Annotated in this window: 25 protein-coding genes; 3 read left to right on the top strand and 22 right to left on the bottom strand. The window is 39.4% G+C overall.

The window, feature by feature from the left end:
- Window positions 1-145 precede the first annotated feature (145 nt).
- The 8 genes from IE339_RS01950 to IE339_RS01915 form a co-directional block, all read right to left on the bottom strand.
- Window positions 146-352 (bottom strand): hypothetical protein, encoded by a 207-nt coding sequence (locus tag IE339_RS01950; protein ID WP_242173107.1) that lies wholly within the window; start codon window positions 350-352, stop codon window positions 146-148.
- 15 nt (window positions 353-367) lie between these two features.
- Window positions 368-1,987, bottom strand: coding sequence for a sodium:solute symporter family protein (locus IE339_RS01945; RefSeq protein WP_242173105.1), 1,620 nt, complete (start codon window positions 1,985-1,987; stop codon window positions 368-370).
- A gap of 243 nt (window positions 1,988-2,230) precedes the next feature.
- Window positions 2,231-3,424, bottom strand: a complete 1,194-nt coding sequence (locus IE339_RS01940) for a response regulator (protein WP_242173103.1) — start codon at window positions 3,422-3,424, stop codon at window positions 2,231-2,233.
- A gap of 12 nt (window positions 3,425-3,436) precedes the next feature.
- Complete coding sequence (locus IE339_RS01935; protein WP_242173101.1) at window positions 3,437-4,864, bottom strand: sensor histidine kinase; 1,428 nt, start codon at window positions 4,862-4,864, stop codon at window positions 3,437-3,439.
- Entirely contained in the window at window positions 4,861-5,835 is a 975-nt protein-coding gene (locus IE339_RS01930) for a sugar-binding protein (protein ID WP_242173098.1), read from the bottom strand. The genes IE339_RS01935 and IE339_RS01930 overlap by 4 nt, the downstream gene beginning before the upstream one ends.
- Before the next feature lie 152 nt (window positions 5,836-5,987).
- Complete coding sequence (locus IE339_RS01925) at window positions 5,988-8,720, bottom strand: dynamin family protein (RefSeq protein ID WP_242173095.1); 2,733 nt, start codon at window positions 8,718-8,720, stop codon at window positions 5,988-5,990.
- 323 nt (window positions 8,721-9,043) lie between these two features.
- Window positions 9,044-9,289, bottom strand: a complete 246-nt coding sequence (locus tag IE339_RS01920) for a GIY-YIG nuclease family protein (protein WP_242173093.1) — start codon at window positions 9,287-9,289, stop codon at window positions 9,044-9,046.
- 69 nt (window positions 9,290-9,358) lie between these two features.
- Window positions 9,359-9,589: an excisionase family DNA-binding protein gene (locus IE339_RS01915; protein WP_242173091.1), complete on the bottom strand. Its 231-nt coding sequence runs from the start codon at window positions 9,587-9,589 to the stop codon at window positions 9,359-9,361.
- A 203-nt stretch (window positions 9,590-9,792) separates the two neighbouring features.
- Here IE339_RS01915 and IE339_RS01910 point away from each other — a divergent pair, with 203 nt between their 5' ends.
- A complete protein-coding gene (locus tag IE339_RS01910) occupies window positions 9,793-10,752 on the top strand; it encodes a D-2-hydroxyacid dehydrogenase (RefSeq protein WP_242173089.1) in 960 nt (319 codons plus the stop codon).
- A gap of 27 nt (window positions 10,753-10,779) precedes the next feature.
- On the opposite strand, the gene IE339_RS01905 is transcribed toward IE339_RS01910, so the two are convergent.
- Complete coding sequence (locus IE339_RS01905) at window positions 10,780-11,676, bottom strand: alpha/beta hydrolase (protein ID WP_242173086.1); 897 nt, start codon at window positions 11,674-11,676, stop codon at window positions 10,780-10,782.
- Window positions 11,677-12,041: 365 nt separating this feature from the next.
- On the opposite strand from IE339_RS01905, the gene IE339_RS01900 reads away from it, so the two are divergent.
- Complete coding sequence (locus IE339_RS01900; RefSeq protein WP_242176082.1) at window positions 12,042-12,563, top strand: GNAT family N-acetyltransferase; 522 nt, start codon at window positions 12,042-12,044, stop codon at window positions 12,561-12,563.
- Between the two features lie 35 nt (window positions 12,564-12,598).
- On the opposite strand, the gene IE339_RS01895 is transcribed toward IE339_RS01900, so the two are convergent.
- The 10 genes from IE339_RS01895 to IE339_RS01850 form a co-directional block, all read right to left on the bottom strand.
- Window positions 12,599-13,237, bottom strand: coding sequence for an AmiS/UreI family transporter (locus tag IE339_RS01895; protein ID WP_242173084.1), 639 nt, complete (start codon window positions 13,235-13,237; stop codon window positions 12,599-12,601).
- A gap of 167 nt (window positions 13,238-13,404) precedes the next feature.
- Complete coding sequence (locus IE339_RS01890) at window positions 13,405-14,586, bottom strand: NupC/NupG family nucleoside CNT transporter (protein ID WP_242173082.1); 1,182 nt, start codon at window positions 14,584-14,586, stop codon at window positions 13,405-13,407.
- 59 nt (window positions 14,587-14,645) lie between these two features.
- Complete coding sequence (locus IE339_RS01885; RefSeq protein WP_242173081.1) at window positions 14,646-15,044, bottom strand: cytidine deaminase; 399 nt, start codon at window positions 15,042-15,044, stop codon at window positions 14,646-14,648.
- Between the two features lie 48 nt (window positions 15,045-15,092).
- Window positions 15,093-15,764, bottom strand: coding sequence for a deoxyribose-phosphate aldolase (gene deoC / locus IE339_RS01880; protein ID WP_053403163.1), 672 nt, complete (start codon window positions 15,762-15,764; stop codon window positions 15,093-15,095).
- A gap of 240 nt (window positions 15,765-16,004) precedes the next feature.
- Window positions 16,005-16,943, bottom strand: coding sequence for a DNA-binding transcriptional repressor DeoR (locus tag IE339_RS01875; protein WP_242173079.1), 939 nt, complete (start codon window positions 16,941-16,943; stop codon window positions 16,005-16,007).
- Between the two features lie 128 nt (window positions 16,944-17,071).
- Complete coding sequence (locus tag IE339_RS01870; RefSeq protein WP_053403165.1) at window positions 17,072-17,299, bottom strand: hypothetical protein; 228 nt, start codon at window positions 17,297-17,299, stop codon at window positions 17,072-17,074.
- A 116-nt stretch (window positions 17,300-17,415) separates the two neighbouring features.
- Complete coding sequence (gene rbsK / locus IE339_RS01865) at window positions 17,416-18,339, bottom strand: ribokinase (protein ID WP_242173075.1); 924 nt, start codon at window positions 18,337-18,339, stop codon at window positions 17,416-17,418.
- Between the two features lie 13 nt (window positions 18,340-18,352).
- Complete coding sequence (locus IE339_RS01860) at window positions 18,353-19,366, bottom strand: aldose 1-epimerase family protein (RefSeq protein WP_242173073.1); 1,014 nt, start codon at window positions 19,364-19,366, stop codon at window positions 18,353-18,355.
- A 63-nt stretch (window positions 19,367-19,429) separates the two neighbouring features.
- A complete protein-coding gene (gene fucP, locus IE339_RS01855; RefSeq protein WP_242173071.1) occupies window positions 19,430-20,773 on the bottom strand; it encodes an L-fucose:H+ symporter permease in 1,344 nt (447 codons plus the stop codon).
- Between the two features lie 107 nt (window positions 20,774-20,880).
- Window positions 20,881-21,912, bottom strand: a complete 1,032-nt coding sequence (locus IE339_RS01850) for a LacI family DNA-binding transcriptional regulator (RefSeq protein WP_242173070.1) — start codon at window positions 21,910-21,912, stop codon at window positions 20,881-20,883.
- Window positions 21,913-22,207: 295 nt separating this feature from the next.
- On the opposite strand from IE339_RS01850, the gene IE339_RS01845 reads away from it, so the two are divergent.
- Entirely contained in the window at window positions 22,208-22,957 is a 750-nt protein-coding gene (locus IE339_RS01845; RefSeq protein WP_242173068.1) for an SDR family NAD(P)-dependent oxidoreductase, read from the top strand.
- A 36-nt stretch (window positions 22,958-22,993) separates the two neighbouring features.
- On the opposite strand, the gene IE339_RS01840 is transcribed toward IE339_RS01845, so the two are convergent.
- Genes IE339_RS01840 through IE339_RS01830 form a run of 3 tightly spaced genes read right to left on the bottom strand, consistent with a single transcriptional unit; the run spans window position 22,994 to window position 26,137 of the window.
- On the bottom strand, window positions 22,994-23,824 hold the full coding sequence (locus IE339_RS01840; protein WP_242173066.1) for an energy-coupling factor transporter transmembrane component T family protein: 831 nt from the start codon (window positions 23,822-23,824) through the stop codon (window positions 22,994-22,996).
- Window positions 23,815-25,527: an ABC transporter ATP-binding protein gene (locus IE339_RS01835; protein ID WP_242173064.1), complete on the bottom strand. Its 1,713-nt coding sequence runs from the start codon at window positions 25,525-25,527 to the stop codon at window positions 23,815-23,817. The genes IE339_RS01840 and IE339_RS01835 overlap by 10 nt, the downstream gene beginning before the upstream one ends.
- 49 nt (window positions 25,528-25,576) lie before the next feature.
- Window positions 25,577-26,137: an ECF-type riboflavin transporter substrate-binding protein gene (locus IE339_RS01830; RefSeq protein WP_242173062.1), complete on the bottom strand. Its 561-nt coding sequence runs from the start codon at window positions 26,135-26,137 to the stop codon at window positions 25,577-25,579.
- Between the last annotated feature and the right edge of the window lie 15 nt (window positions 26,138-26,152).

The raw sequence follows: 26,152 nt of genomic DNA, 5'->3' as shown, positions 1-26,152 counted from the left end.
ATTGTAAGCGTTTTCTAAATTGTACATAAATTTCGTTCCAATATGAGGTTATCGACGTAATGTGTATTAAAAACGTTAGGGGCATTTTGTTCATAAAGTTCACGCAAAAAAAGGACGAATGCCAATAACAGCATTCGTCCTTTTCTTACTCCATATCTGGGTTTTTAAAATACAAACCTAGGAAAATAACGCCAACAATTGTTGTTACGCTTCCCCATATAAGGTTAATATTTAGACCGTTTAATGACTTTAGGGTTGGAGGGCTAACAATACCTGTCACTAATATAAGCAACCCGATGATCGTTAGAATCCACCCGATATTCGCACGTATATCCAAAAGCATTTTTTTCATGACTTCATCCTCCTCTTAAAATGCCCAAATGTTAACGGCTACAAAGATGACCATTGAAATTGTACCGAGAATGGATGGCTTACGATACCAAGGAAGATTCGGCTCTTTCAACTTGTCTCCTACACCGTATACAAGTCCAATAAGCTCTGCTGGCTTCTTCGGCTTGGTGAAAAAGCTCACTAGAATTTCGACGACAAAAGCAGCAAAGAATGCCCACCATGCTCTCCAAAAGTTCCCTGCAGCGGCACTTGGGAAATAATCGGACGGTAAGCCGAAATACAAGATTGCAGCCGTTAATGTCCCAACTAATAATCCCCAGAAGCCTCCCCATCCTGTTGCACGTTTCCACGTCATTCCAAGTAAGAAAATCGCAAACAGAGGTGCATTAAAGAATCCGAATAGCGTTTGGATATAATCCATAATGCTTGGGAATCCCATGGCAATATAGGCCGTTCCAATACTAATGATGATTCCCCCAGCCGTCGCTAGACGACCCATGAATAAATAATGTTTATCAGATGCTTCTTTTTTAATATAGGCTTGGTAAATATCATACGTCCATACAGTAGTGAACGCTGTAACGTTACCCGCCATACCTGACATGAATGAAGCAAGTAAAGCTGTAATTCCAAGGCCTAGCAAGCCAGTTGGATAGTACTTTGCCATTAGCAAAGGTAAAACCATGTCATAGTTTCCACCGTGATCAACTGTTCCAAGCTTTGGCAGTAAAATAATCGCCGCAAGTCCTGGAATAACCGTTAGCAACGGCATTAAAATCTTCAAGAATGATGCCATAATCGGTGTGTTTCTTGCTGCTGTCATATCTTTTGCGGCCATTGCACGCTGTACAACAAGGAAATCTGTTGTCCAGTATCCAAATGACAGGACAAAACCGAGTCCTAAAACGAGCCCTATCCATTCGACGCTCATCCCGTTTCCAGCTGCGGTTGATGTCCCCACCCACGTATGTGTGAGATTCTCCGGTATTCTAGACATAAGTCCATCCCAACCGCCTACATCAATTAGCGCAAGGAATGTAATCGGTAACAATCCAATCCAAATTAAGAAAAACTGAATGACCTCATTATAAATAGAGGATGTTAATCCGCCGACTCCTACATAAACTAGGACGATTAGAGCAGATAAAACAATACTCATATTCATTGACCATCCAAGCAACACTTTTAAAATAAGGGCCATCGCATATAAGCTAATCCCTGACATTAAGATTGTCATTACTGCGAATGAAATAGCATTAAATCCGCGTGTTGCTTCGTTGTAGCGGAATTTTAAAAATTCCGGAACAGATCTTGCCTTTGAACCGTAATAAAATGGCATCATGAATATCCCTAAGAATACCATTGCAGGTACTGCCCCTAACCAATAGTAATGAGCTGTCATAAAGCCGTATTGATAACCGCTTGCAGCCATTCCTAACATCTCTACTGCCCCAAGGTTAGCAGATAAAAAGGCAATACTCGTAATCCATCCTGGAATAGAGCGTCCTGATAAGAAAAAGTCTTCTCCAGTCTTCATTTTGCTCTTTAAACCGACCCCTACTAAAATTACAAAAGCAAAGTATACTAAAATAATTGAATAGTCTACGAATTTTGGATGAAAAATTGCTTCTCCCATTGATGTCTTCTCCCTTCGCCTCTTGCTGTCTATTAGCTTCATTCGTCTCTACACAGCAAATAATTGAATGCGTTTACACAATTGTAGCACAGAGAATTTTAGTAAAAGGGAAGTAAATTCTTCACTTCTTTGTGATTCATCTTCACTTTTTTGCTTCGCACACGCTTATCAATGAAAAGGGTTTCTTTTCTAGCACTTTTTTGTCTTTCTACAACAAAGAAGTCCACCTTAGGAGATGGACTGTCACAATATATTTCGGTAATCAGTAGGCGTCATCCCTGTGTAACGCTTAAATGCACGGCTAAAATAGTTTGGATCTTTATATCCCACTAGAAAGCAAATTTCCTTCAAGCTTAGTTCCATGTTGGCAATAAACTGTTTGGCCTTTTCCATCCGAACTTCTGTTAAATAATCCGTAAACGTTTGGCCGCTCTCGCTTTTAAAGACTTTACTAAAATAATAAGAGCTTAAATTTACCCATTCTGCCACCTGTTCCATCGAAACATCTTCAGCATAGTGTTGGTTAACAAAGGATTGAGCTTTCTCGATAATAGTCTGTTGCTTATCTGACTCTTGATGCTCTGCGGGTAAAAGGCTTTGCTTCGCATCCTGATAGGATTTCTGCAAACCAGGCAATCCTATCTGCACCGCACCAATTACAACTCGAGCGGACAACCCAAACCGTTCCTCAATAAACGTATTGATCTTCACACGAAAACCTTCACTTTGTTTTGGATCGTACTGATCTGTAACAGGAATAAAGATGGCAATCTCATTTTGAAAAAGTGGACTTACTAAGCAGCGCGTAACGGTCTTGAGCATATTCTTGAGCTCGTCGTGGAGTTTCTTTTTCTCTCCTTCATCAGCATAAGCCTCTGCTAAATAAACGATTATTGAATAGCCTCTTCTTACCGAAAAGTTCGCAATTTGTGCCAAACGATTAACATCAACCTCTTGTACCTGATTGAACATCAACATCATAGCAAGCTCACTTTCTACAACAGGAATGAGTTCCGCTAACGTTTCTTCTACGCCTAGCTCATGACTTCTTTTTGCACGTTCCTCTTCTAACTCTTGAAGAAGTTTGTTTAGCGTTTCGACTACCTGCTCTCGTTTAGCAGGCTTCAACAAATAGTCTTTCACGCCAATTGAAACAGCTTCCTGGGCGTAGGAAAAGTAGTCATACGCTGTAATAAGCACCATTTTAATTCGATGATCAATCGCTTTTATTTGCTTTAGGGCTTCTAGACCTTGAATACCAGGCATTTTAATGTCCATCAAGACAATATCAGGTCTATACTCTTCAGCAAGTTCAATGGCCTGTCTGCCGTTAGAAGCTTGAAAAACCTCAAAAGTATTGGGCATTTTCCGACCGATTAACAACTCTAATCCTTCACGTTCCAATGCCTCATCGTCAGCAATTAATAGACGGTACATTTCATCTCCTCCTTATTGTTCCTGCATCGGTGTGTGTGGTAGATGAAACATTATGAGCGTTCCTTCTCCCTCCTTACTTTCAATACGCACAAGGTTGTTCGTTTCATAAAATAGCTCAAGACGTTTGAAAACATTAACAGTTCCAATTCCCGTACTAGTAGATGGCACAGCACCCTGCTCCATACGAAGCAAGGATTGTTTCGTTTCCTCCGACATTCCTACTCCGTTATCTTCAATTGAAATTTTCACAGTGTCTTCTTGCTTTTGAATACGCAGGCAAATAACGGCCCCTTCTTCCATTCCCTCAATGCCATGCACAAAAGCGTTTTCAATAATCGGTTGCAGTGTGAGACAGGGAACTAGATGATTCATTGCTTCTTCGTCAATAACCGTTTGAAACGTAATACGCTCTCTAAAACGTGCTTTTTGAATCGCAAAGTATTCTCTCACATTCTCTACCTCTTCACGTAACGTCACAGGCTGATCAAGTTTTTGAAGATTGTAGCGCAACAGATTTGAAACGGAAATGGTTAAATCGCTCGTTTTCTCAGCGCCCTCAATAAAAGCAAGCTTTGATAGGGCATTTAGCGTATTAAATAAAAAATGCGGGTTAATTTGATTTTGAAGCGCTTTTAGCTCTAGCTCCTTCACAAGCCGATCCTTTTCAACACTTTCAAGCTGCTTCTCATTTAGTTCCTTCAAACTTTTCAGCATATGTTGAAAAGCTGATGCGAGAATGCCAATTTCATCTCGATCGTTTCCTTTTGGCATATCAGGCGAGACTTCCCCGTGAGAGATTCTTCTCGCTGCCTGAACTAAATGGTTAATAGGATTTGTGATGCTGCGAGATAGCCAAATCGCAAGTCCAATGCTGACAACCGTCGTCATAATGAACAAGGCCGCGCCCAATCGATTAATCACTTCCGTATGTCGCAAAATATTTTTATAGAACGGCTGATAAAAGCTAAGCTCTGCATCAACAAGATTCTGTCCTTCTTCTCGTATAAACGAGGATGTTTTTTCAGCTTCTGCGTAATGAAGCGTATATTGCGCTAAGTCACCTTTTTGCAGAGCAAAAATGGTCGCCTCTTCTTCCTCCACAAAGCTATCAATCATATGTTCCAAATCTTGAATCATTAGCGTATGGCTAGTGCCGATGTTTTCTTGCTCTGCTAGCTGTGAACGTAGGTTCTTTAGCGATAATTTTTCTCTCTGAAAGGCTTGTAAACTCTTATCATCTTGAGACGTTAAGTGCTGATTGAGCGTACGGAGATTGTGTTTAGAGCCATCTGTAATTTGTTTATACAGTAGAATTCGCTCTGTCACAACATGATAGCTTTCTTGCACTTGCTTACCGCTATAAAAGATTAAAAAGAAAATAAAATTTAAAAAAATGACCAAAAGGGGGATGAAAATAAAGAGCTTATTTCGAATACTCATTTCACATCCTCCTTACGAAGCACATCAATCGGTGTAAAATATTGTGCCTTCACTGAATGACCTGTAAAAACCTGATGAAGTAATTGCACCGATTTATATCCCATCATCGCTGGTTCTTGCTCTAGCGTAGCCTCCATTTTACCGGTTTGAATTGCTTGTTTTGTTTCCTTTAGATTATCGAACCCGTATATATGAATACTTTCTCTGCCGATATTTTCAGCAGCTTGGATAATGCCTAATCCGTCTAAAGCGCTTGTTCCAACCATCACATTAATGTCAGGGTAAGCTCTCATCATTTTTTCCGCCATCTGTGACGCTTGGATTTGCGAAATATTAGACTCTTCAATGGATTTAACAGATAGCTCTGGGTAAGACTTAATAGACTCTAAAAAACCCTTTACGCGGAGCTTATGGTTATCTGCTGATCGGCTTCCCATAATGACGCCAATGGTACCTTTTCCGTTCATCCTCTTTGCCACATACTCGCCCAATAATTTTCCTGATGTAAAATTGTCTGTCCCAATATAAGCAAGACGTTCACTGTTCGGGGCATCCGTATCAATCGTTAGGATAGGGATGTGCTTTTGTTTTGCTTTCGTCAAAAGAGAAAGCAGTTTGGGGTCACGAGATCCTTGAACGATAATCCCATCTACTTTCGAAGCAATCGCTTTCTCTAAATAACGAATCTGTTCATCAGGATTAATACGAATGGGGCCGATATATTCCATCTGCATGTCCCATTTATCAGCAGCGTTCCTCGCTCCTTTTTCAACGCTTCGCCAATACGGATTATCTAGTTCTTGTGAAATTAACACGATGTGCTGTTGATTGGCAGATGGCTGCTGATAGCGCAGATCCATGTTGTGAACGGACTGCTGAATTTGATAGGACGTTCGAAAAAAAGACCATAAAAGATAGATGAACACTCCTAAGATGATAATAAGTACAACATATGCCTTTTTCTTTACCAAAATGTCCTTCCTGCTTTCTCCTAAACTTTTGTAATATATTGAATTGTAACCGTTACCGTAGAAGTTGTCTATTTTCTTTATGGCATCATGAATAATAAAAAGAGACCTAACCGCTTTAACGTTAGGTCCCTTTCACTTAAAAAATAATTTTATTATTGAGCACGAATCATCAGCTCATATTGACGAAGCTTCAATTCAAATAATTTTAATGGATCTTGATATAGCTCGGGATTTGCCTTCATATCATCAAGCTGTTCTTTGCTTTGATTGATTTCCACTTCTGTTTGATCAACCGTTTCTTGCAGTACTTGGAATGGACCTCTAAAGAAAATTTTAATATCCACATCAAGCCCTTTTTCAAACAGGTCGAATTGAAGGAAGAACTTGCGAACAATTGAATTTGTTACGTCCGTGTAGTCCTCATTTTCTACATATCTCTGATACTGATTATGCAGAAGCTGATTGTTTTGAGAGAAGGCTCCGAATAGCTTACCAGCACTTTTCAGCATGAATTGTGAAGGCTTGAAGCGTAGCCAGATGTTTTCCTCTTCAATTTGAACACGACTTGTCATACGATGAACATCGCGGCTCCAATCATCAAGTACTTTGAAGTCGCACGCGAGTTTTAACGTCTTCCCTTCATAAATGCCGTTAAACGTTTCACTCATCTCATCTAAATATACTTGACTGCTGGAGAACTCTTCATTCGATTTTTCAATCCAATTCTGAACAAGCTGACGGAATTTCGGCAGTACGTCTAGCTGTAAGTATTCTTGAATTCGCTCATTCATTTTTTCATTTAACTCTACGTGCAGATTACGGAAATCGCTGTCCTCCGTAATTAAATCTGAACATCCACGAAGAAGCTCTGGGATATGCGCTTGCACCTCATCTTTGATTTCTTCTTTAATCGAACGATACGAACCTGAAATAATACTTATTTTCTCTTCCTCTACATCACTTAAGCTATTAATAAAGCCGTTTAAGCGTACGACCATATCTTCGTTCCACGAAATAGAATCGATGAGCTCATTTTCAACTTCTACGCGCTTACGAAGTAGATAAGTAAGCGTATTTCGAACTACTTGTAAGAGTTTCATTGCACGTTCTTCTTCTAGATTACGTGTCGTAAATCCATAGCTTGACTGTAAAAACTCCGTTAAATCATTCACCTGATCATCAACGGCATATTTCGAAGAATATGGGAATACCTTCGCATTTGGGAAGTGTTCTTGAATAGCAGATTCTGTATGATCAACAAGAGTAGCTGCCTCTTCTGCGTCTTGAATTGCATCCATTTTATTAAGTAAGAAATGAATAGACAACTCTGGCACTTGCTCCTTCAAACGCAACAAGCGATCTCGTTCTTGTGATGTAAACGGCGTATTAGCATCTAGTACAAATAGCATTCCATCTGAAAGTGGTGCAAACTCTCCTAAATCATTACGCTCTTTCGCATTACTATTCAATCCGGGTGTATCAATAAATGCATAGTGCTGACCTTTTAAGAATTGGTTTGGAAGGCGCACTTCAATTAGCGCATTTTTTACTTCTCTAGCACGGCTCGTAATCGTTTGTAAGCCGCTAAGCTCTGTCCCTACTTCAACGTGATCTTCGGTGATCTCGCTCACTTCAATATGATCATCGTTCATAACAACAACAGGTGCCGGGCTTCCAGATAGAAGAGGCTCTTGCAGAAGTGAATTAATAAACGTTGACTTACCGCTTCGCACAGAACCAGCTACTAATACATTATGAGTATTCAAATCAACCATTTGATTTGCCCACCATTTTAGCTTGTAACCCACATCTACCTTCACTACTTTTGTCCACTGAATGACCGCTTCAAATAGATCAATGCTGTAACTCAAGCCATCAATTGACGTGGTTGAGCGGAAAATTGTATTTTCTGCCTCTGTTACGGTATTTGCTGCAAGCGTAGAAGGAAACAACTCGTTCCAAGCCCAAACAGCTGATGAAGCAAATAATGCTTTTACAGGTTGTGTTACTTTTAGCCAGTTCGTTAAAAGTGGCGGAACAAGTTCTTCCAACTGACGAATAAAGTAAGTTCCTGCAATAAGTCCACGGTACGTTTCATCAAATAAGTTAGATACTCGGTCCCAAACCGCTGAAGCCTGGATATCTAGTTCAATCAACAATGAATTGATCTCTTCTAACCATTCAATATAAGAAGATGTTTGCTTGTAATGTTCCCAAAGCGCGACGATTAGTTCCACAAATCGATCTTCGCTAATGTTGTGGAAGACAGCTAACACATCATGGAAATAAGTAGGCGTCTGGGCTTGTATATGACCTTCACTCACATAATGAATAAGCACATCAAACCATTTCGTTGATTCCGTGCGAATGGACTCCCCAATTGCTAAATCAAGCGCACTGCTCCAATCATGCTGTTCTTCATAAAATGTACGCGCAACTTCCGTCAGATTTGGATAAGCCGGGTTTTCTGCTACAGCTTTTTTAATCACTTCATCTGCCGAATCAAACTTTTGCTGCTCTTCGTATAGTGAGAACAGTTGAAAAGCAACCTCTGCACGAAGCGTTTCTGCATCGGTCTCAATCGATTTGTAGATTCCCTCCGCAACATCTAGAAGTCCACTCTCATAGTAGGCATCCCCAACATTTTTACGAGCCCAGCCTTCAAGCTCACCGTTGATGTTTTCCCACTTAAAAATAGCCGCTTCAAAATCTTTATGATGATAATACACTTCACCTTGCGCAAAGCGGATAAATGATACATCGTATAAATCCTTTTTCTGCTCCTCTAAAAAAGCTTCTCCGAGCACACGAATCGGATGCTCTGACTCTTCAGGTAAAAACGTCTTATAATAAGTTTTTCTGATCAATTGTTTTTCTAACGTCATATTGACCTCCACGATTTATCTAAATATGTATTTTGATCAAAAGGTGATGTTGATTTCGTGCTGTTTCAACATGAACTTTCTTATCTCTTTGTCTTATTCTAACAGAAAAAAATCATTTAAAAATTTCAATTCCTTTTCATTTTCTGGGTGTTTGGTAAGGTTTAGGGATTTATCTATGAGGAAAGACATACGTAAGTGGAATATTATTGATTTTCATCCTTTAATTTATTTCCCTGATCACTCTTTTTCTGAAACCTCTCATTATCTTATGAAAGATTCTTCTCAATAAATACATCTTGTACGGGAACGAAAAAAGGTAAATTCTAAGAATTCACCTCTTTACAACGCCTCTTTTTTGTATGATAACCACGATCTCCATAAGGATTTAGCTTTTCAAGCCACTGCTCTTCTAGTTTTTTTAATGCTGTTTTTGTATCCAAATGGGCCTCTCTATCGTCTTTTAATACTTCTAATACCTCAATAGAAAAACCATGCTGTCCAAATGAATTCCAGTCATTTTGCAGTTGCCTGTTCGTATTCGTTCCCATTGTCAGTTCAAATTTCTTCATATGTATTATTGTTTGTTATTTTGTCAATAAGACATAAAAAAAGAACTCTCCGTTTGGAAAGTTCTTTTCTTAATCTTCATCTTTTACATCCATGTCTTCTGGAATTGGTTCATTTAAAACCTCTTCTACGTACTGCTTATATTTCTCTAGTTGCTCAAAATGTGTATCGAACTGCTTCTTATAAATGAGATATTCATTCCCATCATAAAGTGCACGAATTTTCCCTTGTAAAACGAGTGCTTTGACATGCGACTCCTCTACGGACAAATACTCAGCTGTTTCTTGAATCGTTAAATACATGATCATCCTCCTTTTTTATATAATTGACTGCATGATCTAATTGAAGCTACACAGGTTCTATTAAATAGTCGCCCCAAACGTTATAAATTCAGTAAGTTCCTCTATTATATCAGATCCTGATGTTTTCACGTGAAGCCAATTCGTTTATCTACTTTTCCTATTCTGGTAAAATAAGGACAAAATATGTGTTAGGAGATGGGTAGATGACAATGCGTACACTTATTGTGGCTCAAAATATTGCTGAAGGTTATGCAGAAAAGATTAAAGAAATCATACCGAACTGGAATGTTATTGTGGGAAAAGATCCATCGGTTTGGGAAGACACTCTCTCCGATGCCGAAGTTATTGTCGGGTGGAAAAAAGCGATGGAACAACACCTTTCTCAGACAAAGTCATTAAAATGGATTCAAACGTGGAGCGCAGGGGTCAACAGCCTCCCATTAGAGGATTTATCTAAGAAGGAAGTCACGATTACAAGCGCAAACGGTGTTCATGCTTATCCTATTTCCGAAACGATTTTTGCGTTCATGCTTGGGTTGACCCGTAAAATTCATACATATGTACAAAACCAGCAGGAAAAGAAATGGCACCATGGTGATCTGAAGCTTGAAATTCACGGCAAAACCGTTGGGATATTAGGAATTGGTGCAATCGGTAAAGAAACAGCGAAAATCGCAAAAGCATTTGCGATGAACGTAATCGGAATGCGTCATTCAGGAAAAGATGCTGATTATGTAGACCAAATGTACAAGCCGGAACAATTGAACGAGCTGCTTCCGCAATGTGATTACGTTGTTGTTACGCTTCCCCTCACAAATGATACGCACCGTTTAATTGGCAAGGAACAGTTTCAAGCAATGAAGAATACAGCATTCTTTATCAACATCGGTCGAGGTGACATCGTTATTGAAGAAGATCTTATAGATGCGCTACAACATGGGGAAATTTTAGGGGCAGGATTAGACGTCTTCGAGCATGAACCTCTCCAAGAAACGAGCCCATTATGGGAAATGGACAATGTAATTATTACACCTCATACCGCTGGCTCAACTGAGCACTATGAACAGCGTGTAATAGAAGACATTTTTCTTCCGAACTTAAAATCCTATGTTAAAAATAGTACCCCCTCTATTAACGTAGTGGATTATAAAAAGGGCTATTAAAAAAGACAGGCTGAGCCTGTCTTTTTTTTATTTATGAAAAGCATTATGCAAGAACATGCCAAGCTCCTCTGTCGATTTTCTTCCTTCTGGCATTACGCGGCCGAAGAACGTAAAAATATGAAACATATCCTCCCATACTTTCACTTCAGCATCGACACCTGCCTGCTTTGCCTTTTCTACAAACGCAAGCGAATCGTCCATTAGAATTTCATCTTTTCCTACATGAACACGTAAAGGCGGAAAGCCTGCTAGGTCTCCATATAAAGGAGATAGTAAATGATGAGCTCGGTCGTGATTGACCGCGTAATCCTGCGCAAAGTTTTCCACGGCTTCATTTGTAAGCCAAGGATCAGACTCTGCACGTTCTTGATAAGACTTACCGCTTAGCTTCATATCTGTCCAAGGAGACATGAGCACGGATGCTTTCGGAAGTGGTAGCTCCTCGTCCTTTAACGCCAGCATCGTCACAAGCGTTAAATTACCACCCGCTGAATCTCCGGCAATCGCGATATTCTCAGAACTTATGCTTTTTAATAACTCCTTGTATACGGCTAATACATCCTCTAGCGCTGCAGGGTACGGATGCTCAGGTGCAAGACGATAGTCAACAACAAGTGCTTTACTATTTGCTAATCGCGCTAAGTCTGCTGCTAGATGGCGATGTGAAAAGATACTTCCTCTACTATAGCCGCCTCCGTGCAAATACAAAATAACCTTCTCTTCAGAACAGCCCTGAATCGTTACCCACTCACACGGTACGCCTCTCATTTCGGTCTTCTCAAGCTTCACATCATCCTCTAAATCAAAAAGGCGTTCGGACATTTCATCCATCGCTTGACGCTTTTCTGCTAGCGTTTTTGTTGCTGCAGCCTCTCGCTGCTTTTTAATCATTTCTCGTAATGTTTGACTCTCTGGACTTCCCATCGTTTTTCCTCCTCTTGTTTCCTCTATACAATCATCTTTCACTTTATGAAATAAATTGAAACTATTGTATAAGGCCATCTTTTCAGAACTCAAAGTCAAATGCTTTTCGTCTTTTAATCTAAGTGTGGTTAATAGATAGATGGTTTTGACAAAAGAAGTGGACTCAACAAGGATTGTGTAAAAAACAAGACGATGAGTCACTTTCTATTATATCATGCTGGAACCATAAACGAAGTTTCGTTACCACTACGGACAAGCATCTACGAGCATTTTCACGCTTCTTCCCGTCCATTGACAATCCAGCTATAATCAAGAAAGGGTATGATTGAATAATTTAAACAATAATGAGAGTAGGTATTAAGGTGATGAACAACAGTGAACATAACGTTGAAATACGAGAAGCAGTCGGAAGCGATGCAAAAGCAATCATTGATTTCTATCAGGTCGTTGGAGGCGAAACAGACTTCCTCTCTTTTGGCAAAGGTGAATTCAAACGTGATGTAATAGAGTATGAAAAAGAGATTGAACAAACACGCTCGCAGTCAAACTCGATTATGCTTCTGGCCCTTATTCAGCATGAAATAGTCGGAATTGCGACCATTCATTCAAACCAGCGCGAACGCTCCAAACATTCAGGGACGTTAGGAATCGTCGTTGCAAAGGCGTTCGCAGGAAGGGGTATTGGCAAAACGCTAATGAACGAGTTGATAGGTTGGGCATCCACAAACGGGATCACAAGAAAAATCAACCTAGCAACACGTGAGGACAACGCTCATGCCATAAAGCTTTATAAGCAACTTGGTTTTGAACAGGAAGGCGTTATTCGAAAAGAAACGTTTATGAATGAACGCTATTACGACACGATTATGATGGGGTTATTTCTATAACAAAAAGCCCCTCTCTATAGAGAAGGGCTTTTCAATCAAGCGAGCTTTCTTGTTTCGACTGGTGTTTCTATTTTTACACTTCGAGAAGAAACAAATAGTTGAACGGTACAAACAATGAAATATACAAAGGATGCTAGCAAAACGTACGTCCACACTTGAGATACAAGCGGTGTTTTCCATACTCCCATTAATGAAAGTAGAGCTGGAAGCGTCAGCGTCACCCAGGACTGAACAAACGCAACTTTTCCAACATAGGCATCAATCTTCTTATGAAGAGCCATTGATAAGAAGAATAAGAACCATAAATACGCCCACATCACCCAAGTTAGCGTGCTGACCGTATCATGAAACTTCACCGCGGATACCATCGCATAAACGACCGCAATAACGGAAACCCATACTGAAAACCATCCTAATCCACTACCGTTTAGGTTAGCTACGTTCGTCATGCCTACGTACAAATACGTAAAACCGAACAAGAATACACAAGCTAAATTAAAAATCGTCCACGTTTGCTGATCGGAAACAGCAATCAAGTAAAAAGGAATGACTACTTGTAGGACCCCAATAAATAGGTTAAACACCCCTACACTTTTCCCATCCGCTTTTCCAAGCAACATCAAACTATTTAAAAACAAGGTTGCGCCAGATAATAATAGACCGACATCTCCCATAGAAGCTACTGAAGAAAATACTTCCTTTCTTCAGCATCTGTCACCTCACTTTTTATTAGGTTTCTAAAAAAGAAAAAGCAGCCCCTTCCATAGGAAATGCTTTTTCAATATAACGACTGAATAAAAGAATCAGTGAGCGGATGTTGCTACTCACTGATCTCATTTACTTATAGGATGAAGCTTACAATAATCGCAGACAGAACGCTTACTAATGTTGCTCCGTAAAGAAGCTTTAAGCCAAATCGTGCTACGACGTTTCCTTGCTTTTCGTTAAGTCCTTTTACCGCTCCAGCGATAATTCCAATTGAAGAGAAGTTCGCGAACGATACAAGGAATACAGAGATGATGCCTAGTGTACGTGGGCTCATTGCAGCCTGTACTTTTCCAAGCTCAATCATTGCCACAAACTCATTTGTTACGAGTTTTGTCGCCATAATTCCACCAGCTTTAACTGCTTCACCCATTGGAACACCCATAATAAATGCAATTGGTGAGAAGATATACCCTAAAATATGTTGGAACGTTACTCCGAAGATGAGAGAGAATACGTTATCGATTGCTGCCATTAAAGCTACAAATCCGATAAGCATTGCTCCAACGATGATAGCTACTTTAAAACCATCTAGAATATATTCACCAAGCATTTCAAAGAACGATTGCTTTTCTTCTTCTTGAACCTCAAGAATATCTTCCTCATCACTAACTGTGTAAGGGTTGATAATTGAAGAGATGATGAAACCACCGAATAAGTTCAACACGATTGCTGTTACGACGTACTTTGGTTCAATCATCGTCATGTAAGCACCAACGATTGACATAGAAACTGTAGACATTGCGGAAGCACATAGTGTGTACAGGCGCTGCGGTGATAATTTACCAAGCTGTTTCTTAACTGTGATAAATACCTCAGATTGTCCCACAAGTGCAGAAGCAATACCGTTATAGGATTCTAATTTCCCCATTCCATTGACTTTACTAAGTAAAAATCCAATTCCTTTCATAACGAAAGGTAAGATTTTAAAGTATTGGAAGATCCCGATCAATACTGAAATAAAGACGATTGGAAGCAGTACGTTTAAGAAGAACGGCATTTGACCGTCATTGGCAATACCACCAAAAACAAATGATACCCCTTGTCCCGCATACTCAAGCAATTTCTCAAATACGCCCGCAATTCCTTTGATCACCAATAACCCAAACTTTGTATTTAATAAGATGTACGCCAGCACAAGTTGCAGTACAAGCATAATCACGATTGGTTTAATTTTAATTGTCTTACGATTGTTGCTTGCAAGAAGTGCTAAAGCAAGTACGACGACAATCCCAATGATTGAAATGATGTATGACATATTCGTCTCTCCCCTGTTGTCATATGTGTATCACAAAGCGCTCTTTATCGTTTCTCCTGTTACTTGTTCAAGTCTTTTGATGAAAAGAAACCAGGTAATAGCTCTTCGATCGATGTTTCTACTACATTGCCTTTTAGATTTGCTAAAATCACTTTCGTTTCTGGAGCACAAAACTCCGCCATTACTTGACGACAAGCGCCACAAGGAGAAATGGGTCCTTCTGTACCCCCTACTACCGCAATAGCTTTGAAGTTTTTTTGTCCTTGTGAAACAGCTTTGAAAATAGCTGTTCGTTCGGCACAGTTCGTTAAACCATATGAAGCGTTCTCGATGTTACAGCCTTCTACTACTTCATCCTTGTCAGTTAGTAGTACAGCACCAACTTTGAAGTTTGAATAAGGTACATAAGCTGATTCACGAGCTTTAATTGCTTGTTCCACTAGTTGTTTAACATCCATCGTTCATTCTCCGTTCCCTGGTTATTTACTCTTGAACAAATGATTATCTTAGTAAGCAGAGTTAGACGTCTGACCATTTACGATAGCCACACCTGAGCTAGCTCCGATACGTGTTGCACCTGCTTTGATCATGTTTTCTGCATCTTCTAAGCTGCGAACGCCGCCTGATGCTTTTACACCGATATCTGGTCCAACAGTTTTTCTCATTAATGCGATGTCTTCAACTGTTGCTCCACCTGTAGAGAATCCTGTTGACGTTTTTACAAAGTCAGCTCCAGCTTTCACTGATAATTGACATGCAATTTCTTTTTCTTCGTCTGTTAATAAGCATGTTTCAATGATTACTTTTGTTAGAGCTTTTCCTTTTGCTGCTTCCACAACTGCTTTGATGTCATTTTCTACTACATCGTACTCTTTGTCTTTTAATGCACCGATGTTGATTACCATATCAACTTCAGTTGCGCCATTTTCAATTGCGTTTGTTGTTTCAAATGCTTTTACAGCGCTCGTAGAAGCTCCAAGAGGGAAGCCGATTACTGTACAAACCTTTACTTCAGGTGCGTCTTTTAAAATGTCAGCCGCTGTTTTTACCCAAGTAGGGTTTACACATACAGATGCAAATGAATATTGTTTTGCTTCTTCAGAAAGCTTTACCACTTGCTCTTTTGTTGCGTCTGCTTTTAATAAAGTATGATCAATCATTCCAGCTAAATTTGTCATTGTTATATGTCCTCTCTTAGTAAGAAGTTAATTGTGTTACAATAAATAGTTGCAGAAAGCGTTTTCAACAAGAGCGAAAAAGAGAATGGTTTCTCTTGCTCTTAAGTAGTTGAAAACCTTTGCATGATTACTATATCAATACGACGAACAATTGTAAACATCTTATTGAACAAATGTAAAAAATATTTTTTCCATCTAAAAAGCCCTGCCTATTAGAAAAGAGGAAGAGCTTTTTGTCTATTATTTATCAAGTAAAAAACGAGCGGTGAACTGGTCGGTCACTAATACATTGGCATACCCTGCTTTGAGCGCTCCGTAAATACCATCAATTTTTTGTGGTCCACCTGCAACTAAAACGGAGTATTCCTTTTCTTTTAGATCCTGTAGTTCAATTCCTAACGTTCGCTCATTTAAGCTTTCATTAAAAATATTTCCTTCTGCATCAAAAAAGCGAGAACAAATATCTCCTACTGCCTGCGAATAAATCATGTCTAAGTCTTCTTCAGAGAAGTAACCGAGCTGAAATAGTAAGGACTCCGACTTAGTAGGCCCAATCGTAAACAATGCGATATTCGCTGCCTTTCCCGTTTCAAGCACTTTTTTAATATGCCGATCCGCTTCCATCGCCTGCTTGACTACGACATGATCCACAATAGCTGGAAGAGGTAAATGAATAGGATTTGTATTAAACGCCTTCCCAAACAGATACAAAATTTCCGAGTAGTACGTATTCGTCTCTGAATGGCTAATACCACCCTTTAACTGTACGACTTTTACGTCTTTGACAAGCTTCTGCTTCAAGCCGAGACCTACATGGTAGAGAGTTGTTCCCCACGTTACACCAATTGTGTCACCGTCTTTGACGATATCGTGTAAGTAACAGGCCGCTGCCTCGCCTAAATAGTTCTTAATAATGGTGTTCTCATACTGTGGAATTGATGTAACGACGGCTTTTTTCAGACCGAATTTTTCTTCCAGTTCCTTTGATAAGTTTTCAACGTCATCTGTTGGATCCATAATTGTAATTTGAACAAACCCTTCGCTTTTCGCCATTTGTAAAAGGCGAGAAACAGTTGGTCTTGATATTCCTAGTTTATGGGCAATTTGATTTTGATTGTAATCCAATAAGTAATAAAGCTTTGCTGCTTCAATCGCTTTTTTTACTTTTTCTTGCTCCATGACATCCTCCCACCATCCGCATTTATCTCTTATTTTACCAAATTTCACACACAATGAACATTTGTAATCTTTATTACACGCGAAAGATCTATTTAAGCATAAAAAAGAATAAGAAGGAAGACTCCTGCTTATTCTCTTACTAACTTGTGCATATTTTGTCTGCGAACCTCTTGCTCCTCTGGAGATACTAAATCGTATTTCTTTAATAAATGAAATACCTCATTTAGCGTCTCCTGTGAGCGTTCACTACTTAAATAAGTGTGAATTTCCTCATATAAAGAGGACGGAAGAAATTCCTTTTGGCTCTCTAATTTCGAAAACACGCTTTCAAGTGAATGATCAATTTCACACGGCATGGTTGTCACCTCTTTTGTATACGTTCTTTCCTTATTCTATCATGAACTTCCTTTGTGTATTGAGACGAAGACTTACTTTACCACCCGAGATATTGTGCATTCTCACTCTTTACCCATCATCTAGCACTGCTCTGCAAAAATTGCTCTACCTCTTCTACAGTTGGATAAGAAGTTTGTGTACCTCTTTTTGTCACGCTAAGAGCAGCAAACACGGTCGCTGTTTCAAGTGCTTGTAGAACATCACGGGTTTTTACAAAGATGTGAGAAAAGCATCCGATAAATGCATCTCCCGCTCCTGTTGTATCGATCGCATTTACTCGGTGCGAAGAAATCGATTGGGTACGTTCTTTTGTTACCCACATCACTCCTCTACTTCCCATCGTTACAATGACGTTTTTGACTCCTTTTTCGACCAGCATAGAAGCCGCAGCTTGGATTTGTTTATCGGTTTCTACAGGCATATCGGTTAAAATTTCGAGCTCACTTTCATTCGGAATGAAGAAATCACATTTACATACGTAATCAAAATCTAATTCTTTCGATGCCGGCGCCGGATTTAAGATGACAGGAATTCCATATTCATTCCCGAACTCGATGGCATAGTAAATCGTTTCTAATGGAATTTCAAGTTGCAGAACAATAAGCGAGCACTTTTTCAGCTGTTCAGCCGCCTCATCAATTGCACGTGGAGTCAAATGAGCATTCGCTCCTTTAATGATTAAAATTCGATTTTTGGACTCTTGATCCACAAATATGGGTGCTACTCCGCTCGACGTTCCGGGAACTTTTTGAGAAAATGCCGTATCAATTCCATATTCCTCAAGGTTACGAATCGTATTATCTGCAAAAAGATCATCACCAACTTTCGTGACCATCATCACCTTTGAACCCATTTTAGCTGCCGCTACTGCTTGATTGGCACCTTTCCCGCCACATCCAATTTTAAAATCAGGTGCCTCAAGCGTCTCACCTTCTTTTGGCATTTTATTAATGTATGAAATAAGATCGACCATATTCGATCCGATTACTGCGATATCCATTCAAAATCCCTCCTTATTTTTTACCTGTTCGAACTGTAAATGACCGTTCTTCCCCTGCCGCGAGCTTAATTAGCGTTCCTGACTGCTCAGCTGCTAAAAATCCTTCTGGACGGCAAGTAGATGGTAACACAAACGCACCAACCTGCTGGTCTTCGTTGTACAATAACCATCTTGTTGCATGGTTTAATTCTTCCGTTGAAAAGGACGTAAACAATGTCACCCCATTTGGTGATGTCATCGTAAATTCTACTTCTGTTCCGTACTGACTTAGCTGATCAGCAAAAAACACAATCTCTGGATCATACATGTCTGACTGATTTAACGTCGTCAATACTTCATCGCCAGCTAACAGTCTTTCATTGTAATCCAGCCATTTTTGAGTCGGTTTTACGTGCTGAGGAATTGATTTTCTAAGTGAAAAGGCATCGTCTGGAACAGTTTGTTTCATAACGGCCCCTTCAAGATATGTATAGTTGGTATGACACATGTATTGTAGCGGCATTTCAACGCCTGCCATATTCTGAACTTTCATTGCGATATCAATATACGTTTGATCCGCAAACATCTCAACGGTCGGGCTTGCTAGGTAGTGATGACCGAAACCTTTTACATATTCTGTTTCACCACATACTTTAATCCCTGTATCTGTCACCTCTAACCAAGCGCGGTCCATCTCAGCGCAAGCCATTTCCCCATGCAGTTCATGCTGATCATTAGGACCGGGACAGCCGTTACTAATTAATCCCGAATGAAAAGCAAAACAGCCGTATGTATCTACAATGTTCGTTGCCTTTTTAGGCTGGCGAAACATATTTTTCATCTTTAAATCAATATCGTCAAATTCCAAATCCCAAATAATCTGTCCCATATATGGCAACACAATCATTTTTCCGTGTGCATTGTTAATTTCTAATGCTTCAATACCTGTTGAATAACGAAAAAGGTGAACGGTTAGCTGATCATTTTTATAAAAAAGCTCCTTCTTCTCTTTAAAAAAGTCACGCTGTAATTCTATCGTTGCTTTCATGATCTTCATCCCTTTCTGATTTAGGCAAACCAGATGGCTAAACCATCTGGTTTGCCTGCACTTTTATTGAACGATTTCCATTTTTTTAGCCGGCTGAACTGATTTTTGCTTCTTCATTTCTCCGAAGAAATAGAAACCAATGTACACGAAACAGCCAAGTGATACGATAAAGGCCATTTGCATAGAGCCTAGCTTATCGGACACAAACCCTTGTAGTGCAGGGATAAATGCGCCTCCTACAATGGACATAACAAGAATTGCTCCTGCCATTTCTGTGTAGCGTTTCTCTTTTACCACTTCTAATGTTTCTGCATAAATTGTTGCCCAGCAAGGACCAAATAACATACTCACACCGATTGCTGCATAAACAGCTGTCATATTCGGAACGAGCATAACGTAGACCATTAACCCTGACCCGATAATAGAATAAGCAAACAGTACGGTCGAAGATGAAAAACGAGTCATAAGGAAATTCGCAATAAACTTACCGACAAAGAATGCAGCAAAACTATAAACCATAAAGTTTGAAGCCGTACGCTCATTAATATCTGGATTTAAATCCAGTGCAAGTCGAATCGTAAATGACCATACCGTTACCTGCATTCCTACATACAAGAACTGTGCGACAATCCCTTTACGAAAGCGAGCATTGCTAGATAAATATTTTAATGTTTCCATAACCTTCGCAGATTTCTCTGAGCTGCCTTTTTGACTAGCAATAGGCTTACAAACGGGAAATTTCGTAAGAATAAATAGAATTAACACGCCGACTAGCACAAAAATAATGTATTTATATGGTTGCAAAGTATGCTGTAGCATCTGCAATCCAAACGCTTGTGCTTCTGTGGGCGACATTTTCGCCATTTGTGCCTCCAAGCTTGCACCTTCTTGGAATACTAAGTATTTTCCAAGCAAAATTCCTGCAATTGATCCTAGAGGATAAAACGTTTGGCTAATGTTAAGACGTAAAATAGAATACTGACGTGGGCCAATCATTGAGCTGTACGTATTGGCTGCCGTTTCAAGAAAACCTAAACCGATGGCAATTGAAAAAATAGCGAATAAAAACATTGTGTATGTAGCCATATGAGAAGCTGGATAAAACAACGTACATCCAACAATATAGAAAAGTAATCCTGTTATAATAGCAAACTTATACGTTGTCTTTTTAATAACGATTGATGCTGGTATTGCCACTAAAAAGTAACCGCCGTAAAAGGCACTTTGAACCAATGCACTGGCAAAGTCACTTAATTCAAATACGTGCTTAAATTGCGTGATCAAAATATCATTTAAACTTGCAGCAACCGCCCAAAGTGGAAATAGCATAGACAATAAAATAAATTGAAAAATTGGTGTGCGATTTAAATACCCATCTGAAAGCTGAATTAACTGTTCATTTCTCACACATAACATCCCCTTGTATAAAAGTTTTTAAGTCTTCTCCCCTTAAATCCAACCCTTAAATAAAGCGCTTACATTTATATGGAAACTGAAAAGGTATTACTACCTCTTCAACCTCTACCGTTATGAAATTGAGGCAATCGACAAGATCCTCTTACAATAAGCTCAGGCGATAACAGATACTCACGTTTCGGCATGGCATCCTTAAACGAGATACGATCATGAAGCAGCTGAAATGCAATTTCCCCGACCGTGTTCATCGGACGTGTCACAACGCTTAGCTTTGGTTCCATAAACGTCGCAATATCTACATCGTCAAACCCAATAAAGGAAACCTCTTCTCCTAGCTTCCAACCTAAATCCTTTAGCGATTTCATACATCCAATAGTCATTAAGTTATTAGAAGAAAAGATAGCCGTTGGTTTATGTTCCGTATGAAACAACTTCTGAGCTGCTTCATAACCGCTTTTTTCGCTAAAGTCACCTTGTACAATATAACTTTCATTAAGTGGAACATTGTAATCCTCTAATGCCTTTTGATATCCTAGAAATCTCTCTAATCCTGGCTTTGTATTTTGCGGCCCACGAATAATCGCAATATCACGATGTCCTTGTAGAATAAGGTGTTGCACAGCTTGATAGGTTCCTTTTATGTTGTCGACGAACACACTGTCTACCTCGAGCTTTTTAATGCTTCGATCTACCGCAACAACCGGAATTCCTTGTTCTTGAAGAAGGTTTAGGTGATCACCGTTTTCATTAGCCGTCGTAATAATGACGCCGTCTACACCACGCTCAATGAAATTTTTAATGATCTCCTCTTCCACAATCGGTGACTCGTTGGTGCTACTTAAAATAGTGAAGTACTCTTTTTCCCGTGCCTTCTGCTCAATTCCAGCCATTACAAGTGGAAAAAACGGGTTTTTAATATCCGGAACGATGACACCTATTGTTTTTGTTTCCTTATTTTTCATCGTTCTGGCAGCGGCATTACGAATATAACCAAGATCTTGAATCGCTTTTGCAATACGATCTTCGGTTGCTTTCCGTACTCCGCCCTGATTATTAATAACTCTTGATACTGTTGCAATTGATACATTTGCAAGCTTTGCTACGTCTTGTATGTTTGGCTTAGACTCCATTTTCAACGCCCCTAAAATGTAAACGTTTAGATTTTTCAAGAAAAAAATAGATTTATAAAGATTTTAATAGATATTTATCTGAATATATTTATGTAAACGTTTAGATTTCTCTTGGATTTACATTAACACCGCCCTAACCAAAAAGCAAGATATTTTTGTATGCGTTTTCAAAACGAAGATTTATTGTACCGTTTATTTCTTATAAGTTTAATTATCTGACGATTAACTATTATAGTGGTAAAATAAAGATGAAATTACATAGTCTTACATAAAAGACGATTGGGGAGGAATTACAATGACAACAAAACGTGTAGCGGTAATTACAGGCGGTGCAAGCGGAATTGGTCGTCAATCTTGCTTAAAATTCGCTCGTAAAGGGGATCAAGTCGTAGTCGCAGATTTTGATGCTGTTCGTGGGCAAGAAACGGTAGACCTCATTGTCGCTGAAGGTGGGGAAGCTCTTTTCGTTCAAACAGATGTATCAAAGTTTGAACAAGTAGAGGCCCTCATTGAGGAAACTGTTAATCGTTTCGGACGCATCGACGTAATGTTCAATAATGCGGGAATTGGTACACCTACACCTGTACTAGATCAAAAACTTGAAGACTACCATCGTATTATTGATATTAACCAGCACGGGGTTGCTTACGGGATTATTGCAGCTGGTAAAAAAATGCGTGAGCTGAGCATTAAAGGGGTTATCATTAACACGACATCCGTATTTGGGGTTCTTGCTTCTCCTGGAACGTTCGCTTATCACGCAACAAAGGGAGCCGTTAATATGATGACGAAATCAGCAGCTCTTGAGCTTGCTCCTTATGGAATTCGCGTGGTTGGAGTAGCGCCTGGAGTAGTTGATACACCAATCATTCAAGGTTACAAAGATAAAGGAATTATTGATGCAATGAAAGCAAAAGTAATGGGCAACAAGCTTACTCAGCCAGAACAACTAGCAGATGCGGTCTATCTTCTATCACTAGAAGAGGCAAGTGCAATTAACGGCAGTGTGGTAATGGCTGATGAAGGATATGCTTCTTTCAAATGATAAACAAAAGGCTCAGATTTTGCTGAGCCTTTCTTTTTATACAAATGGATTATAAAAGCGATTGCCATCCACAAAGGTAACAACCATTGACAGAATAAATAATAGGGCGATGAATGTTAAAGCTATATAGTCTCTCTTCTTAAAATCGCGTGCACTAAACCATGTGCGCTTTTTATTTTTTCCAAACCCTCTTAGCTCCATCACATTGCTAATTTCTTCAATTCGATCCAAACTCGATAAAATGAGTGGCAAAATAATGCTAGATGCATTTTTAAGACGTTTGGACAATTTCTCTTTTTTAGACATATCCAACCCTCTTGCCTGCTGAGAAAGGGCAATATTATAATAATCCCGCTGAATATCTGGAATATATCGAAGAGCAATTGCCACAGAAAAGGCGATTCGATAGCTTACACCTATTTTATTAAGCGAGGAAGCAAATTCACTTGGATGAGTGGTCACAATGAATAATAGAGCAATTGGAATGACAATAAAATATTTTAGTGTAATATTACCTTGATAAAAAAGCTGCTCAATCGTGACGTTATATCGACCATAAAGATCTATAAGAACGTGTGCTGTGCCGTATATCTTCACACCCTCTTGAGGAGAAAAGATATAAATCGCTATGTTGTTAAGAAGTAAAAAGACGGCAATAAACCCTAACACAAACCCTACTTCTCCTATTTTTATCTTTGAAAAATAAAAAATAAATAGACTCACAGCAAACAATCCTAAAAGAATTCGTGTGTCATAAGTCAGCATGACGGCGAATGACCACAAAATGAAGCATATAAGCTTTGTAGCACCCGTTAATTCATGTACAGAAGAGCGACGGTCGATATAAGAAAGCATTTCTACTGCCATACTCGTCCCACCGCCTTTTCTTGATGGATAAATCGCTTTGTGAAACCTTCTACATCTTCAATGCCTGCGCGCTCGGCTAATTCAAATAATGAGGTCTCTTTTAAATTTGCCTTTTTGATTACAAATTCATCGCGCAGAGCACTAACGGTAGAACCATCCGCAATTTTTTCTCCGCTTGAAATTACAATCACTCTTTGCGTATATTCCAGCATTAAATGCATGTCGTGTGTGATGATTATAATGGTAACTCCTTGCTGATTTAATTCTGTGAGAAATTCCATAATTTCAGTATAATGACGGTAATCCTGTCCGGCTGTCGGCTCATCGAGAATAAGAATGTCAGGATTTAAGGCGAGAATAGAAGCAATGGTTACGCGCTTCTTTTGACCAAAGCTCAGTGCTGAAATAGGCCAATTACGAAATGGAAGCAGGCCGCATATTTTGAGCACCTTTTCTACTCTTTCTCTAATCTCCGCTTCCGCTACTCCTCTTAGCACTAAACCTAGTGCCACTTCATCATAAATCATATGCTTTGAAATCATATGGTTCGGATTTTGCATGACAAGACCAACTTTATCTGATCGCTCTTTAATACTATCCCTGATTGCATCTACTCCGTTAATTCGAATCGTCCCACTGTTTGGCTGTTCAAAATGACAGATAAGCTTCGTTAACGTAGACTTCCCCGCCCCATTATTTCCAGCTATGCTGATCATTTCACCTTTATACACTGTAAAAGAAATGTCATGGATAATGGTAGGACTAGACGGATACTTAAAATTAACGTTCTCAAGCTGTAAAACAGGCTCATCAAATATGGGCTCTTTTTTTTCACGCGACGCTTCAAACCAATCCCTTAATTGACTTTCCCACTCCTTCATAGGCAACGAGGAGAAATTTTCAGGATGACTTTGTGGCGTTATGTGACAACCCGCATACTTAAGAGCTCTTATATAAAGCGGTTCACGAATATCGCATTCTTCTAGTATATTGGTGGCAAGAAGATCAGAAGGAGGAAGATCAGCTACTATTTTCCCATCGTACACGACAATAATGCGATCAACGTGTCGATAAAGAACATCTTCTAAACGGTGCTCAATGATTACGATCGTTTTATTCATTTCTCGATGAATACGATCAATTAATTCAATGGCGTACTTTCCCGTTGCTGGATCAAGATTTGCAAGGGGTTCATCAAATAAAAGAATATCCACATCATCGATCATGACCCCTCCCAAAGCAACTCTCTGTTTTTGTCCACCTGAAAGCTGATGAAGAGAGGAGTGGAGATGATCTTCCATCTCCACCATTTTAGCAACCGCTTTTACCCTTTCTTTCATATCCTGTTGTGGTACCATATCGTTTTCAAGCGAAAAGGCAATGTCCTCTCCTACGGTCAGTCCGATAAACTGACGATCAGGATCTTGAAGTACTGTACCTACCTTTTTAGACAGTTCAAAGATTCCCTGCTTTTTTGTGTCTTTTTCTGCTATTTTTAAACTACCTGTGACTTCTCCTTTATAAGAGAACGGAATTAAGCCATTTAAACAATGTCCTAACGTGCTTTTCCCAGAGCCAGATGGCCCTACAATTAAGATTTTTTCCCCCTCGTATATCGTTAAATCAATACCTGAAAGGGTCGGTTCCTCTTGACTTCGATACTTAAATCCAAAATGACTAAATTCAATAATAGGTTTCTTCATAGTTCTTCTCCTACGTGTTAAAGCTCATTCTACTGACAAATACTAAAAATTAAAGCGTTTCTTCTTTGCGAAGACTACCTGTTTTACTGCGTGTTTTAGCGTAAGCTGCTAAGAGGAATGTCCCGATGACTCCTACAGTTACGATATTAGAAAGTGCTGCAACAATTCCTTGTACATATACTTTATTTGCTGGCTCTGCATAGATGAGAATATCCAGCGTTGGGGCAATAACTACCCAACCGATTAGTTGGACCACCACTTGTGCCGCATTAAACGAAATGATTTGTTTTTTACCGAATTCGCCCTCTTCTACATTGATCTTGCGTGTTAAGAACCCGATCAATAAACCGACAAATGCCGATACAATTACCCAGCTCCACCACGGTGAGCCATAAAAAATAGCATCTTTTAGTGAATGTCCAATTAAACCAATGAGTCCTCCAGCAATCGGACCAAAAATAACGGCCATTAATGCAAGAAATGCGTAAGAGGTTTCAATATTTGTATTAGGAATACCAGACGGGATAGATCCAAATCTACCTAAAATAACAAAGATGGCTGCGCCAATCCCAATCGCCACAATCGTTTTTGTTGTTAACTTATTTTCCAATACGATCAGCTCCTT

Origin of the sequence: Priestia koreensis (genome assembly GCF_022646885.1) — a bacterium.
GTDB classification, from domain to species: domain Bacteria; phylum Bacillota; class Bacilli; order Bacillales; family Bacillaceae_H; genus Bacillus_AG; species Bacillus_AG koreensis_A.
This window is presented reverse-complemented; position numbering and strand designations above follow the sequence as displayed.